Annotated in this window: 12 protein-coding genes; 11 read left to right on the top strand and 1 reads right to left on the bottom strand. The window is 64.5% G+C overall.

Annotated features, from left to right (window positions below; genetic code table 11):
- Positions 1-46: 46 nt before the first annotated feature.
- The 10 genes from GCN78_RS20690 to hmgA all read left to right on the top strand — a co-directional run bounded on the left by GCN78_RS20690 (position 47) and on the right by hmgA (position 10,208).
- On the top strand, positions 47-949 hold the full coding sequence (locus GCN78_RS20690; protein ID WP_152253372.1) for a VirK/YbjX family protein: 903 nt from the start codon (positions 47-49) through the stop codon (positions 947-949).
- Between the two features lie 112 nt (positions 950-1,061).
- Positions 1,062-2,036, top strand: a complete 975-nt coding sequence (hemB, locus tag GCN78_RS20685; protein WP_152253371.1) for a porphobilinogen synthase — start codon at positions 1,062-1,064, stop codon at positions 2,034-2,036.
- Between the two features lie 107 nt (positions 2,037-2,143).
- Entirely contained in the window at positions 2,144-3,487 is a 1,344-nt protein-coding gene (locus tag GCN78_RS20680; protein WP_152253370.1) for an MBL fold metallo-hydrolase, read from the top strand.
- Positions 3,488-3,543: 56 nt separating this feature from the next.
- A complete protein-coding gene (gene msrA / locus GCN78_RS20675; protein WP_152253369.1) occupies positions 3,544-4,053 on the top strand; it encodes a peptide-methionine (S)-S-oxide reductase MsrA in 510 nt (169 codons plus the stop codon).
- 24 nt (positions 4,054-4,077) lie between these two features.
- Complete coding sequence (locus GCN78_RS20670; protein WP_152253368.1) at positions 4,078-4,887, top strand: helix-turn-helix domain-containing protein; 810 nt, start codon at positions 4,078-4,080, stop codon at positions 4,885-4,887.
- A gap of 223 nt (positions 4,888-5,110) precedes the next feature.
- Positions 5,111-5,509, top strand: coding sequence for a DUF1842 domain-containing protein (locus tag GCN78_RS20665; protein ID WP_152253367.1), 399 nt, complete (start codon positions 5,111-5,113; stop codon positions 5,507-5,509).
- A gap of 154 nt (positions 5,510-5,663) precedes the next feature.
- Positions 5,664-7,016 carry an MFS transporter gene (locus GCN78_RS20660; protein ID WP_152253366.1) on the top strand — a complete coding sequence of 451 codons (1,353 nt, stop codon included), beginning with the start codon at positions 5,664-5,666 and terminating at the stop codon, positions 7,014-7,016.
- Between the two features lie 13 nt (positions 7,017-7,029).
- Positions 7,030-8,709, top strand: coding sequence for an FAD-dependent oxidoreductase (locus GCN78_RS20655; RefSeq protein ID WP_152253365.1), 1,680 nt, complete (start codon positions 7,030-7,032; stop codon positions 8,707-8,709).
- 12 nt (positions 8,710-8,721) lie between these two features.
- Complete coding sequence (locus GCN78_RS20650; protein ID WP_034755818.1) at positions 8,722-8,907, top strand: DUF2783 domain-containing protein; 186 nt, start codon at positions 8,722-8,724, stop codon at positions 8,905-8,907.
- Positions 8,904-10,208 (top strand): homogentisate 1,2-dioxygenase, encoded by a 1,305-nt coding sequence (hmgA, locus tag GCN78_RS20645; protein ID WP_152253364.1) that lies wholly within the window; start codon positions 8,904-8,906, stop codon positions 10,206-10,208. Before GCN78_RS20650 ends, hmgA begins: the two co-directional genes overlap by 4 nt.
- Before the next feature lie 21 nt (positions 10,209-10,229).
- On the opposite strand, the gene GCN78_RS29910 is transcribed toward hmgA, so the two are convergent.
- Positions 10,230-10,352, bottom strand: a complete 123-nt coding sequence (locus tag GCN78_RS29910) for a hypothetical protein (RefSeq protein ID WP_264372695.1) — start codon at positions 10,350-10,352, stop codon at positions 10,230-10,232.
- A gap of 161 nt (positions 10,353-10,513) precedes the next feature.
- On the opposite strand from GCN78_RS29910, the gene GCN78_RS20640 reads away from it, so the two are divergent.
- Positions 10,514-13,207, top strand: a complete 2,694-nt coding sequence (locus GCN78_RS20640) for a polysaccharide deacetylase family protein (RefSeq protein ID WP_152253363.1) — start codon at positions 10,514-10,516, stop codon at positions 13,205-13,207.
- Positions 13,208-13,209 lie beyond the last annotated feature (2 nt).

Here is a 13,209-nt window from a genome sequence, read left to right as displayed (position 1 = left end):
GGCGCGCCGCGGCTTGCCAGTCCCGACCCGTCGCAGAGCCGTTTTCATGCATACTTTTACCGCCACCGGCGACAATGCCGCAGCGCAGCAGGCGCCACTGCGCCAGCATGGCCACCGCATCAAGGCCGCGCTGGGCGCGCTCGTGTTTCCGCTGCAGCGCGCCCGCTGGCAAGCCTACATCGCCGGCACGCCTGGCCTGGCGGCGCTGGCGCAAGCCCATCCCAGTCTGCTGTACAAGATTTATCGGCCCTACGCCAGCCGCCAGCTCGGCTGCGCGGCAAGGGTGGACCTGCTGTGCGGGCATTACCGCTTCCTGTGGCAGGCGGGCGCGCGGCCGCTGGTGGAATACGCGGCGCGGCGCGCATTGGTGCTGGCCGCCATCGAGGGCAAGGATGGCGCCACCTACCGCCTGCAGCTGACGGCCATCCACGATAGCCACCGCGAGGGGGAGCTGTGCCTGCGCCTGACGCGCGACGGCGTGCCGCTGTACCTGGCCAGTTTCCTGTTCCGTCCCCGGCCTGGCGGCAGCGTCATCCAGCTGGGCGCCCTGCAGGGCTTGCGCTCGTCCGCCGGCGCGCAGGCGGTGAAAGAGGCCACGCGGGCGCTGCACGGCTGCCGGCCGAAAAACCTGATGGTGGCCGCCTTGCGCGACCTGGGCGACTTTTTCGGCTGCGCCCACCTGGACCTGGTCAGCAACGCCAACCGCATCGCCCTGAACTGGCGCCGGCGCCGGCATATCTCGTGCGACTACGACCTGGCGTGGCGCGAACTGCATGCGCTGCCCACCGGCGACGGCGATTTCCGCCTGCCATGCGGCCCTTGCCGGATGCCGGACCTGGAGCTGGTGCCGTCGAAAAAACGGGCGGACGCGCGCCGCCGCGGCGCCATGCTGGTGCAACTGGCGGCCGACATGCGCTGGCAAGTGGCGGCCCTGCAGCACGCGCAATGAGGGCGCAGGGAGGTCTTTCTTGACCTGCGCGGCTTTTTTGCCGGCCGGCCCGGCGCAAGCGGCGCGATCGGCGTATACTGACCGGCGTTGTTAACCTGAAGCCAGTCATCCCATGCCAGCACAATTCCCCACTTCGCGCATGCGCCGCCTGCGCGCGACCCCGCAACTGCGCGAGCTGTTCCGCGAAACCGAGATCAATCCGCGCGACCTGGTCCTGCCGATCTTCGTCGACGAAGGTTCCAGCGATTTCATCGACATCAAGTCCATGCCCGGCGTGCGCCGCATACCCGAAGCGAAGCTGGCGCAGGAAATCGAGCGCTACGCGCGCGCCGGCCTGCGCTCCGTCATGACCTTCGGCATTTCGCACCACAAGGACAGCCACGGCACCGACACCCTGAACCCGGACGGCCTGGTGGCCCGCATGTCGCGCATCATCAAGGACGCCGTGCCGGAAATGGTGGTCATGTCCGACACCTGCTTCTGCGAATACACGGACCACGGCCATTGCGGCATCCTGCATGGCGACACGGTCGACAATGACAGCACGGTGCTCAACCTGGGCAAGCAGGCCGTCATCGCGGCCCAGGCGGGCGCCGACATCATCGCCCCGTCGGCCGCCATGGATGGCCAGGTGGCGGCGATCCGCAGCGCGTTAGATGCGGCCGGTTTCCACGACACGCCCGTGATGGCGTATTCGACCAAGTTCGCCTCCGGCCTGTATGGCCCGTTCCGCGACGCGGCCGGCAGCACCCTGAAGGGCGACCGCAAGACGTACCAGATGGACCCGATGAACCGCCGCGAAGCCGTGCGCGAGTCCCTGATCGACGAAGCCGAAGGCGCCGACGCGCTGATGGTGAAACCGGCCGGTGCCTACCTGGACATCATCCGCGACCTGCGCGAAGTGACGCGTTTGCCGATCGGCGCCTACCAGGTCAGCGGCGAGTACGCAATGATCAAGTTCGCCGCCGAGGCGGGCGCCATCGACGAGCGCCGCGTGGTGCAGGAAACCCTGGGCGCCATCAAGCGCGCGGGCGCGGACATGATCTTTACGTATTTTGCGATGGATGTGCTGAATAATCCGTATTAAACATTTCCCATCAAGTTAATGCTTGTTTTCACCCCCAAAGCAAGAGCTGGGGTCAGACCCGGCGGGTCTGACCCCGGAATTTTCCGTTGGGTTTATTTAGCTTATCCATGCCCCTGAAAATCTCCCGCATCCTGCACGCCGGCTATGTCTTCGAATGCGAAGGCACGGCCATCGCCTTCGATCCCATCGTCGAAAACCCGTTCAGCCGCAACTGCCACGCGTTTCCGCCCGTGCGCTTCGACCTCGACGCCGTGCGCCGGCTGCGCTGGGATGCCGTCCTCATCTCGCACTTCCACGACGATCACTGCTCGCTCGACAGCCTCGACGTGCTCGACCGCGCCACGCCCATCTACCTGTACTGCGTCTTCGACGAACTGTTCGCGATGCTGCGCGCGCTCGGTTTTACCCACGTGGGGAAGTTGCAGGTCGACGTGCCCGTGCGGGTGGGCGCCATCGAGGTGATTCCGCGCCGCGCGCTCGATGACGATGTCGATTCGCTGTTCCAGGTGCGCGCCGATGGCCTCAACGTGCTCAATGTCGTCGATTCCTGGATCGGCCCCGAGACCCTGGCGCAGCTGGCCGCCTTCGCGCCCTGGGACATGGTGCTGTGGCCATTCCAGACCATGCGCGAGATCGCCGTCATCGCGCCGTCGCAGGCGCCCCCTGGCCCGGTCGAACTGCCCGACGACTGGGTGCCGCAGCTGCGCGCGCTGGCGCCCCGTTACCTCGTGCCCAGTTCCTGCCAGTTCGTGCAGGAAGACTGGTCCTGGTACAACCATGCGATGTTCCCGATCACCTACCGCCGGTTCGCGCGGGAGATCGGCGCCGCGCTGCCGGATGCGCACATCTTCCGTCTCGACCCGTCGACGGCCGTGCTGCTCGACGCGCACGGCATGACGCCGGCCGCGCCTTTGTCGTGGGTCGTTCCCGTGGGCCCGCAGGACGTCGATTTCGACTACCGTCCCGATGCGCCGCCACCTGCCACGGCGGACATCGCGCGCCGTTTCGCCCCCTTGAGCGCGGATGATGCGGCATTGGTGCTCGATTTTTGCCGCCAAGGTTTACTTGAACGCTACCGCGACATGGAGCTGCCCGAGGATAGCTATTTCCAGGCCCCGCGACTGTGGCGCCTGAGCCTGTACGGCCATGACGGCGCGGCCACGGTCCTGCATTACCGCACGCATGGCGACTTGATCGACCTCGTGCCCGACACGGGCGAGGCGCCCGGCTGGACCACCGAAGTGCCGCTGGTGAAATGCCATGCGGCGCTGGTGCTCGGTGAATCGCTGACGTCGATGTACATGCGCATCAACGATGGGCCGTTCGATGCCGGGGCGCGGGCCGCACTGGAGGAGGCCGACATCGTCGACGATCCCTTGATCCGCTGCCTGTTCAACGACGCCATCGGCGCCTACCAGGCGGCGCAGCTCAAGCGCTTGCTGGCCCGCTGAAGAAAGTCGCGCGACAGGGTAAGATAGCTGCTTCTGACTACAACGGGAAAGACACCATGGCACAAGACAAGGAAACCGCGATCCTGGCGGGCGGCTGCTTCTGGGGCGTGCAAGACTTGCTGCGCCGTTATCCGGGCGTGCTCGCCACGCGCGTGGGCTACAGCGGCGGCGACGTGGCCAACGCCACCTACCGCAACCACGGCACGCACGCGGAAGCGATCGAGATCATCTTCGACCCGAACACCATCAGCTATCGCAAGATCCTGGAATTCTTCTTTCAGATCCACGACCCCAGCACGGAAAACCGCCAGGGCAATGACCGCGGCACGAGCTACCGTTCGGCCATCTTCTACACGAACGACGAGCAAAAACGCGTGGCCGAAGACACGATACGCGACGTCGACGCCTCCGGCCTGTGGCCCGGCAAGGTGGTGACGGAAGTGGCGCCGGCCGGTCCGTTCTGGGAAGCGGAAGCGGAGCACCAGGATTATCTGCAGCGCTTGCCGCACGGCTATACCTGCCATTACATCCGGCCGGACTGGGTCTTGCCGCAGCGCGCGCAGTAAGCGAAGCGGCAGAGGGGAGCGGGCATGCGTTACTGGCGCGTCGAGCGGCGGCAGGCGGAAGGGCAGCTGGACTTCGGGCGTACCCTGGAGCTGATGGCGGCCATCGGCCATGCGGACGTGAACGCCGTCGCCGGGGTCATCCTGAAGACGGTCAGCACGGTCGCGCCCATCGCCCAGTGCACGATCTTTGCCTATGAATTTGGCAACCGGCCCCGCACCGTCGCCGTGGCCGACCGGCGCGGCGGCCGTTTTCTGCAAGACATTGCCGAGAGTTACGCGCGCCACTATTACGCGCTCGATGGCAACCAGCGCGTGATCGCGCCGACGCCGGGGCGCAAACTCGATCCCGCCATCGTGCTGCACCAGCAGGCCAGCGACGAGATCGACCATCCCGGCTACCGCGCCACCTGCTATCAAAAACCGAATGTCTCTGACCGGCTATCCTTGCTGGTGCAGCCGGCCGGCGACATCTGGCTGTCCGTCAATTTTTATCGCGACAGCAGCCAGGGCAAGTTCCTGCCCGGCGAAGTGGCGGGCATCGAAACCCTGTCACCGCTGTTTGCCCATGCCGTCAAACACCACTACAGCTTGAATGGCCAGGCCACGCTAGGCGTCGCGCCGATGATGCTGGCAAGGCTGCGCCAGCATTGCCCCGCCTTGAGCAAGCGCGAACTGGACGTGTTGCGCTGCGTGCTCGAAGGCCTCACGGCCGTGGAAATCGCCGAGACCATGGGCCTGCAGCCATCCAGCGTGATCACCTACCAGAAGCGCGCCTATAAGCGCCTGGGCATTTCCAGCCAGCGACAATTATTTGCGCTATGTCTAGGGGCATAGGCTGGATAAATGCTGGCGGTAGGGGCATGCCAGGGGCTGCATAAAATTTCCTGAATTCAAGGCAATAATGTGAGCATATTGCTAGCAAAATATTGACTATGCTATCTGCAGAGTGTTGATGCGCCAAAGCAAAACGGCCATCGGCAAGGCTGACAGCCTATGCCTGTCGCGTCCCGCGATCTCTGTCTTGATGGCTCAGAAATCATTTCCGAAGGAGTCCATTGTGTCCTCATCTGAACTGAATGCGGTAGAGCACGTGTTTCTGATCGCAGGCAATCTTGGCTTGCCTGGCGCACCGATCCTGAATCTGGCTCTGTTTTACAATCCTGACGATGGTTCCGTCAGCGGCGAAGCACTGATCACGCAATCGATCGCCCCGCCGCATGGCCGCGTGGTGATTCGCCCCGTCAGCGGCCCCGTGCACGGCCTGGGCATCGGCGGCGCCACGCGCGTCTTTAGCCTGAGCGGCGAGTATGTCGTTTCCGTGCCGCCACCGGCCATCGGCAGCTACCTGGCCAAGTTCGACGCCACCTTTGTCACCGATAACAACTGGAGCGGCCACGGTTCCTTCAGCTATGGCAACCAGAAAATCGATAACGTGCCTATCAAGAAACGCGGCTAAGCTCGCTGGCTAGTCCTTTTGGCCGATGGTTGTCCCCAAAATGGGGACAACCATCGGCATAGTCGTCTGCATACTGTGTTGCAAGCCGGGATCACCCGGCCGCTCTCACCCAAGAACAATAACAAGGGGAGGGCGACACCTTATGGAGACCAGCATGACCATCACCCAGGCGGTTCCCCCCGCCACGCCCGCTACTGCCGCGCCCGTTTCTGACGCGGCCACCCTCCAACTGGAACAGCAGGTGATGCGCAAGGTATCGCGCCATTTGCTGGGATTTTTGTTCCTGCTGTTCGTGTTTTCCTTTCTGGATCGCATCAATATCGGCTTCGCCGGCCTGACCATGATGCAAGACCTGGGCCTGTCCGGCACCCAGTTCGGCTTTGCCACCACCCTGTTTTATATCGCCTACATCGCCTGCAGCATCCCCAGCAACATCGTGCTGGCCCGCATCGGCGCCCGTAAATGGATAGGCTCCATGATGATCGCCTGGGGCCTGGCCTCGACGGCGACCCTGTTCGCCAGCGGCCCGGCCAGCCTGTACGCGCTGCGCTTTCTCGTCGGCGTGACGGAGGCGGGCTTTCTGCCCGGCATGCTGCTGTATCTGACCTACTGGTTTCCCAGCGCCTACCGGGCGCGGGCCAATGCCCTGTTCATGATCGCCATGCCCGTCACGGCCGCCATCGGTTCGGCCCTGTCGGGCCTGATCCTGGGCTTGGACGGCCACTGGGGCTTGAAAGGCTGGCAATGGCTGTTCTTGCTCGAAGGCATGCCTTCCGTTCTGCTGGGCCTGGCCGTGTACGGTTACCTCGACGACTCGCCCGCCAAGGCGAACTGGCTGGGCAAGCTGGAGCAGCAAGTGCTGGCGCGCATGCTGGCGGCCGAGCACAAGCCGGTGGAGCCCCGCCAAAAAACCTCGGTGCTGGCGGAAATGCTGTCGCCCACCGTGCTGAAATTCGGCATCGCCTATTTTTGCCTGGTGAATACCCTGGCGATGGTGGCCGTGTGGACGCCGCTGATCGTGAAAAGTTTTAACAGCAACGCCAGCAACACGCAAATCGGCTTGCTGGCGGCCATTCCGCAAGTGTGCACCGTGATCGGCATGATTGCCTGGGGCCGCCGCTCGGACCGCCTGCAGGAACGCCGCTGGCACATCGTCTGGCCCATGCTGCTGTCGGCCGCCGGCTGGCTGTTCACGGCGTATTCCGGTAACCCGGTGGTGCAGCTGCTGGGCGTGTGCATGGCCTCGACGGGCGCGTATACCGCGATGTCCGTCTTCTGGACGACGCCGGACCGGGCATTGAGTCTGGGCGCGCGCGCCATTGGCATCGCCGTCATCAATGCCACGGGCAATATCGGCTCGGCCCTGAACCCCGTCGTCGTGGGCTGGCTGAAGGATCTCACGCACAGCTTTGCCACCGGCTTGCTGTACGCCAGCGTGCTGCTGGTGGCGGGCGCGGCCATCGTGCTGACCCTGCCCATCGCGCGAGCCGGTAAAACACATTCTTGAAGAGGAAGCCATCATGAGCGACACGTTTCACCCCTATCCCCATGTGCCGAAGGTGTATCCGCCCGGCAAAGCAGTTGGCGCCGGCACCCAGCACGTCCCGGTCCTCATCGTCGGCGGCGGCCCCGTGGGCCTGGCCACGGCCTTGGGCCTGGCGCGCCACGGCGTGCGTTCGGTGCTGATCGAAGCGGACGATGGCGTCTGCACGGGCAGCCGCGCCATCTGCATTTCGCGGCGCAGCCTGGAAATCATCGAACGGCTGGGCGCGCTCGACGGTTTCCTGGCCAAGGGCTTGCCCTGGGCGGGCGGACGCAGCTTTTACCGCGACGAGGAAGTGCTGCACTTCACGATGCCGCAAGACGCGAACCAGAAGCTGCCGCCCATGGTCAACCTGGCGCAATACCATATCGAGCAATTCCTGCTCGACGCGGCCGAACGCCAGCCCGAGCTGATCGATATCCGCTGGCAAACGCGGGTGACTGGCCTGGAGCGGCGCGCCGACGGCGCCACCGTCACCGTGGCCACGTCCGATGAAACCTACCAGATCGAGACGGACTGGCTGGTGGCGGCCGACGGCGGGCGCAGCGCCGTGCGCGAGGCGCTGGGCCTGAAACTGCAGGGCACCAGCTATGAAGGGCGCTATGTGATCGTCGATATTCACCTGAAGAGCGAGCGCCCGACGGAGCGCCTCGCCTATTTCGACCCGCCGTCGAATCCCGGCTCGACCGTGCTGGTGCACAAGCAGCCCGACGATATCTGGCGCATCGACTATCAATTGCGCGACGACGAGGATGCGCAGGCGGCCGTGTTGCTGGAAAACGTGGCGCCCCGCGTGGACAGCCTGCTGGCCATGATGGGCGAGACGCAGCCATGGCATCCCGTGTGGATCACCATCTACAAGGCGAATGCCTTGACCCTGGACAAATACCGGCATGGTCCCGTGCTGTTCGCGGGCGACGCGGCCCACCTGGTGCCCATCTTCGGCGTGCGCGGAGCCAATTCCGGCATCGACGACGCGGACAACCTGGCCTGGAAGCTGGCCTACGTCGTCAAGGGCCAGGCACCGCAGGCTTTGCTGGACAGCTATTCGAACGAGCGCGTGTATGCGGCCCATGAAAACCTGCGCCACGGCACGAAAAGCACGGAATTCATGGCGCCGCCCACCTTCGCCTTCGAGCTGATGCGCACGGCCGTGCTGGGCCTGGCGGGCAAGCATGCGCACGTGCGCTCGCTGATCAATCCGCGCCAGACCAGCGCCATCGCGTATGCGCAGTCGGCCCTGAATGCGCCGGACCTCGACACGTTTGCCACCGGCCCCGCGCCGGGCACGGTCTTGCCCGAATGCCCGCTGGCGCTGCCGCACAACGGCGGGCAAAAAGCGGGGTATATTACCGATCTGGTGAAGCGCGTTGATGGCGATTTCACGGGACTGTACTTCAGCGAGGATGGCCAGGTGCCTGCGGACCTGCTGGCGCTGGGCGACACCTTGCCGCTGACGACCGTGGCGATTTCCCGCAGCGGGGCGCAAGGGTGCGCCTGGGACCATACGGCGCAGGTATGCTCGCTGTTCGACGCGCAGCCCGGCACGTTGTACCTCGTGCGCCCCGATGGCCACGTGCTGGGACGTTGGCGGCAAGTGCAGGCGGGACAGGTGGCGGCAGCGCTGGCGGCGGCCGGCATCGCCCAATCGAAGTAACAAGGAGACAACATGACCGACATCGAACTGGATAATCTATACACCGAGCTGTGCCACACCATGGGCGGCCTGGGCGAACAGCGTTCGCCCCTGTTCCTGGCCCGCTTCGCCTTGCTGGCCATGGGCGCCATCGGCAAGGCCGATGTGGTGCAGGGCTTGCTGCGCGACGCGGCCGACGGCCTGGCGGAGCGCGCATGATAGGCGCTGGCTACCAAAGCGGCTTCGGCAACGAATTTGCCACGGAAGCCGTGCCCGGCGCCTTGCCGCAGGGGCAGAATTCGCCGCAGCAGGCGCCGCTGGGCCTGTATGCGGAACAATTGTCGGGCACGGCCTTCACGGCGCCGCGCGCACAGAACCGCCGTTCGTGGCTGTACCGCATCCGTCCCGCCAGCCAGCATCCGCCATTCACTGTGCTTGCCAACACGCGCATCGTCAGCGACTTCCACGCCATGCCGCCGACGCCGCCGAACCAATTGCGCTGGGACCCGCTGCCGCTGCCCGATGGCGCCACGGCGGTGGATTTCATCGATGGCTGGCAGACGATGGCGGGCAACGGCAGCGCTGAAACGATGAGCGGCTGCGCCATCCACGTGTATGCTGCCAACCGTTCCATGCGGCGCTTCTTTTATTCGGCCGATGGCGAATTGCTGGTCGTGCCGCAGGAGGGCCGGCTGGCGATCGCCACGGAACTGGGCTTGATCGAGCTGGAACCGCAGGAAATCGCCGTCATCCCCCGCGGCGTGCGCTTCCGTGTGACCCTGCCGGACGGCAAGGCGCGCGGCTATGTGTGCGAAAACTTCGGCACGGCCTTCCGCCTGCCCGACATGGGGCCCATCGGCTCGAACGGCCTGGCCAACAGCCGCGATTTCCTCACGCCGCACGCGGCGTATGAAGACATCGACGGCGAATGCGAGCTGGTGGCCAAGTTCGGAGGCCATCTGTGGCGCACGACCCTCGACCATTCGCCGCTGGACGTGGTGGCCTGGCATGGCAACTACGCGCCATACAAATACGATTTGCGCCGCTTCAACACCATCGGCTCGATCAGCTACGACCATCCCGACCCGTCGATCTTCCTCGTGCTGCAGGCGCCCAGCGAAAATCCCCTGTTCGGCGCCATCGACTTCGCCATCTTCCCGCCGCGCTGGCTGGCCGCCGAGCACACTTTCCGCCCACCGTGGTTCCACCGCAACGTGGCCAGCGAATTCATGGGACTGATCCACGGCGTATACGACGCCAAGGCGGCCGGTTTCGTGCCGGGCGGCGCCAGCCTGCACAACTGCATGTCCGGCCACGGCCCCGATGCGCAAACGTTCGAGAAGGCGTCGCACAGCGACACGTCCGCGCCCGTGAAGGTGGGCGACACCATGGCCTTCATGTTCGAGACGCGCACCATTATCAAGCCCACGCCGTTCGCGCTCGATGGCGGCCTGCTGCAGAACGATTATTTTGAGTGCTGGCAAGGCTTGCGCAAGCGTTTCGACCCGGACCCTGATTGATCAGACGGCCAGCTCAATTGCTCAGTGCGGCAAGCACACGTGCCCGACCAGCGTCACCACGCCATCGCCCGCATGCGCGCGCAGTTGCAGCAGCATCAGGGCCACGCCCAGCATGAGCGCGGCTGCGCAGAGTTTCTTGTGCATCGTCTTTTCCGTTTTCGCTATCGATGGAGGGGTTCAGCGATATTATTGCCGAAATTCATCGTGCGGACTGAACAACTGCCAAGCGTGCTTTACAATTATGCATCGTGCGCATCCGCGCCATCTGAATTCTATGCATAGTATGTGAAGGGAATGACAAGCCTGTGACTTCCAAGCCGATCAAGATCGCCGCCACCGTCGTCGTGGCACTCGCCGCTGGGGCCGGCATTTATGCGTACACCCGTCCCGCCGTCACCGCCACGCCGGGCGCCCCGTCCTCGGGCAGTCCGGCCGCCGCACCTCAAGCGACCGTCGACACGGCCGCCGTGGCCGCCCAGTTCCGCGACTTGCTGGGCAATTTCCGCAAGATTATCGTGTTGCTGGCCGACGAGCAAAGCTTGCCCGAAGGGGCGCGCGACGAAGCCCGTAAAGTGGGGCAGGCGCTGTTCCATGACAACCAGGAACGCATCGCCAAGCTCGATGCGGCGCTCGACCAGTTGACGGCGCCCACCAATCCGGGCCGCTTCGAAGCGCTCGACAGCCTGTTGACGTATATCGAATCCGATCCCGGCCTGTATGACGCGGACCGCCTGGCCTTCCGCGAGCTGCTGCAAAGCATGCTGGTCGACGTGGCGAAAGACTCGTCCTTGCCGGCCATCAAGCTGCACAAGCGCATTTCGGAAGACCTCGATGCGCTGGGCGAGATCGAGCGCAATTATGAGAAGGAAATCCGGCAAATCTTCGGCAACCTGGGCCAGCGCGCCATCGAACTCAAGCGCGAACGGTGGGACGATTACGTGGCGCAGCTGAAAAAACTTTACAGCCGCGAACAGATTTTGAAGGAAAACGGCATCGTCGTACCGTATGCGACACCGCCGGCCGGCTCCGTGCCCGACGCCAAGCCCGTCCCCAAGAAGGACGAGGCGGAAATCTTCGGCCTCGGCTTGCCGAAGAAAACCATCGTGCTGACCTTTGACGACGGCCCGCACCGCCGCTACACGGAAGAGATCACCGCCATCCTGAAACAGTATGGCGTGCCGGCCGTGTTCTTCAACGTGGGGCGCAACCTCGGTTCGCTCGACGCGGAAGGCCACGCCAAGCTGAATGCGGGCGCGGAAGTGAGCCGCAAGCTGATGCAAGAGGGCTATGCCGTGGGCAACCACAGTTTCAGCCACGCGCAATTGTCGAAACAGACGGGCGACAAGCTGAAAGGCGAAATCCTCGGCACGGATACCTTGCTGAAAGCCATCAGCCCCGAGCGGGCCGCGCTGTTCCGCTTCCCGTATGGCGCGCGCAACAGCGAAGGCATGGCCGCGCTGGCCGATGCGCATTTGAAATCCGTGATGTGGAATATCGATTCGCTGGACTGGGCCGACCCCGTGCCCAGCTCGATCACGAACCGCGTGCTGGCCTCCGTCGACAAGGCGGGACGCGGCATCGTGCTGTTCCACGACATCCACGAGCGCACGGTGAAAGCCTTGCCGGCCGTGCTCGACAAGCTGATCGCCGAAGGCTATCAATTCGCGGGCTGGGATGGCACGAGCTTCCAGGTGCCCAAAAGCACGGCGCCCGCGCCTGAAAAAGTGCCCGTCACCACCGGTTATGCCAATTCCTGGGCCGTCGTGATCGGCATCGACGATTACGCGAAATGGCCAAAGTTGCAATATGCGGTGCGCGATGCGCAAGGCATCCGCGAGACGCTGATCGAGAAATTCGCGTTCGCGCCCGAGCGTGTCGTGACCCTGAAGAATGGCGAAGCGACGCGCAACAACATCCTGGCCGCCTTCCACGACAAGCTGGCCCATGGCGGCGTGCAAAAGAATGACCGCATCTTCGTCTTCTTCGCCGGCCACGGCGCCACGCGCAAGCTCAGTTCCGGACGCGACCTCGGCTACATCGTGCCCGTCGATTCCGACCCGGCACAGTTCGCCACGGATGCGATTCCGATGACGGAAATCCAGAATATCGCGGAGTCCTTGACGGCCAAGCACGCGTTCTTCGTCATGGATGCCTGTTACAGCGGCCTGGGCCTGACGCGCGGCGCCGGTTCCAGCTCTTTCCTGCGCGACAACGCCAAGCGCATCGGACGGCAAATGCTGACGGCCGGTGGCGGCGACCAGCTGGTGGCCGATGGCGGGCCGAACGGCCATTCCGTCTTCACGTGGACCCTGCTGCAGGGCCTGGCTGGCAAGGGTGACCTCAACGGCGACGGCTTGATCACGGCCACGGAACTGGCGGCCTACGTGGCGCCGGCCGTTTCCAGCGTCTCGAACCAGACTCCCGCGTTCGGCAGCCTGCCGGGCTCGGAAGGGGGCGATTTCGTCTTCGAATTGCCGGGCGAGACGGAATTCCTCAGCCCGAACACGACGCAGCTGTCGACGGAAGCCATCGCCCTGAACAGCAAGCTCGACGCGAAGCCGGCCACCGCCAGCGTGACGGTCAAGGACTTGCAGGGCGGCGAGCAGAAGATCGTCACGCCGGGCGCCGTGCCGACCTCCACGCGCCAGCTGGCGCAGCGGGCCAACGACCGCGGCTTGCAGCTGTACAAGGAGAAACAATATGCGGCGGCGGAAGCGCAATTTACGGAAGCGCTGAAATTGCGCCCCGATTTCGCACTGGCCGCCAACAACCTGGGTTTTGTTTTCTACAAGCAGGAAAAATACCGCGAAGCGGCCCGCTGGTTTGAAAACACGGTCAAGATGGACCCGTCGCGCGCCATCGCCTACTTGAACCTGGGCGACGCCTATGCCAAGGCTGGCGATGCGGCCAAGGCCAAGGCCGCGTATAAGACGTATCTGGAACTGGCGCCGACGGCCTCGACGGCGCCGGCCGTGCGGCAAAAGATGGAGAAGCTGTAAGC

It is taken from the genome of Janthinobacterium rivuli (genome assembly GCF_009208735.1).
Taxonomy (GTDB): domain Bacteria; phylum Pseudomonadota; class Gammaproteobacteria; order Burkholderiales; family Burkholderiaceae_D; genus Janthinobacterium.
Note: the sequence above shows the minus strand (reverse complement) of the source record. Positions and strands in the feature narration are given on the sequence as shown.